This is a genomic window from Pyxidicoccus fallax, assembly GCF_012933655.1.
Taxonomy (GTDB): Bacteria; Myxococcota; Myxococcia; order Myxococcales; family Myxococcaceae; genus Myxococcus; species Myxococcus fallax.
This window is the reverse complement of record NZ_JABBJJ010000699.1, coordinates 1-1,467: the sequence shown is the minus strand read 5'-3', so window position 1 is coordinate 1,467 and position 1,467 is coordinate 1. Positions and strand designations below refer to the sequence as shown.

The following is a 1,467-nucleotide window of genomic DNA, read 5'->3' as shown; positions in this document are numbered from 1 at the left end:
GCGTTCTTTGACAAGTGCATACGAAGGGTAAGTTCAATTTCTGCTGAGAGAAGTTCTCGCAGAGGCTGATTTGCCGGGTGTGAGGAGGCCGGGAGGCTTCAACACATCCAGAGCGCAAACCAGCATCTACAAGCGTAAAGAAGTCCTTCCAGGTCTGCTGCGAAGAGCAGGGGTCTGGGCCTTGGTCTCGAGTTTCAACAAGCTCGCCGGGAGGCGGGTATGAAAGAGATCAGGGTAAGTAAGCTACTAAGGGCGTGCGGTGGATGCCTAGGTGCCAAGAGGCGATGAAGGACGTGGGTGGCTGCGAAAAGCTCCGGGGAGCTGTCAACCGAGCGTTGATCCGGAGATGTCCGAATGGGGAAACCTAGCGCTGCGAATAGCGGCGTTACCACCAGCTGAATCCATAGGCTGGCTGGAGCTAACCAGGGGAAGTGAAACATCTCAGTACCCTGAGGAAGAGAAAACAATGAGTGATTCCCGAAGTAGTGGCGAGCGAAACGGGAACAGCCCAAACCGGAGTCACGCAAGTGGCTTCGGGGTAGTGGGTCCACGGTAGGACTTTGACTGGCTAGCGGAAGGCGCTGGAAAGCGTCACCACAGAGCGTGAGAGTCGCGTACGCGAAAGCTGGTTGGAGCCGAGTGGGGTACCCAAGTACGGCGGGACACGTGCAATCCTGCCCGAATCTGCCGGGACCATCCGGTAAGGCTAAATACTCCTTGGCGACCGATAGTGAACTAGTACCGCGAGGGAAAGGTGAAAAGAACCCCGGTAAGGGGAGTCCAAAGAACCTGAAACCGCATGTCTACAAGCAGTCCGAGCACTACGGCGCAAGCCAGTGCGAGGGCGTACCTTTTGCATCATGATTCGGCGACTTAATATACGTAGCGAGGCTAAGCCGTTAGGTGGAGCCGGAGCGAAAGCGAGTCCTAAGAGGGCGATTCAGTTGCGTGTATTATAACCCGAAGCGGGGTGATCTACACATGGCCAGGTTGAAGTGCGGGTAACACCGCATGGAGGACCGAACTCATGAAAGTTGAAAATTTCTGGGATGAGCTGTGTGTAGGGGTGAAAGGCCAATCAAACTCCGTGATAGCTGGTTCTCCCCGAAAGATATTTAGGTATCGGCTCGGGTAATTCAATACCGGAGGTAGAGCACTGGAACGGCTAGGGGTCTCACCAGATTACCAAACCGTACCAAACTCCGAATGCCGGTAATTGTTATCCCGGGACGCAGTCAGTGGGTGATAACGTCCATTGGCAAGAGGGGAATAACCCAGACCGACAGCTAAGGCCCCCAAATCTAGTCTAAGTGAACACTAGAAAGGATGTGGCAGGTCATTGACAACCAGGAGGTTGGCTTAGAAGCAGCCATCCTTTAAAGAAAGCGTAATAGCTCACTGGTCAAGACAGGCCGCGCCGAAAATGTAACGGGGCTCAAGACTAGTGCCGAAGCTTCGGGTCATGCG

1 rRNA gene is annotated in these 1,467 nt (G+C 54.3%); it reads left to right on the top strand.

The window, feature by feature from the left end:
* Positions 1-236: 236 nt before the first annotated feature.
* A 23S ribosomal RNA gene (locus HG543_RS53615) occupies positions 237-1,467 on the top strand; the annotation flags it as partial.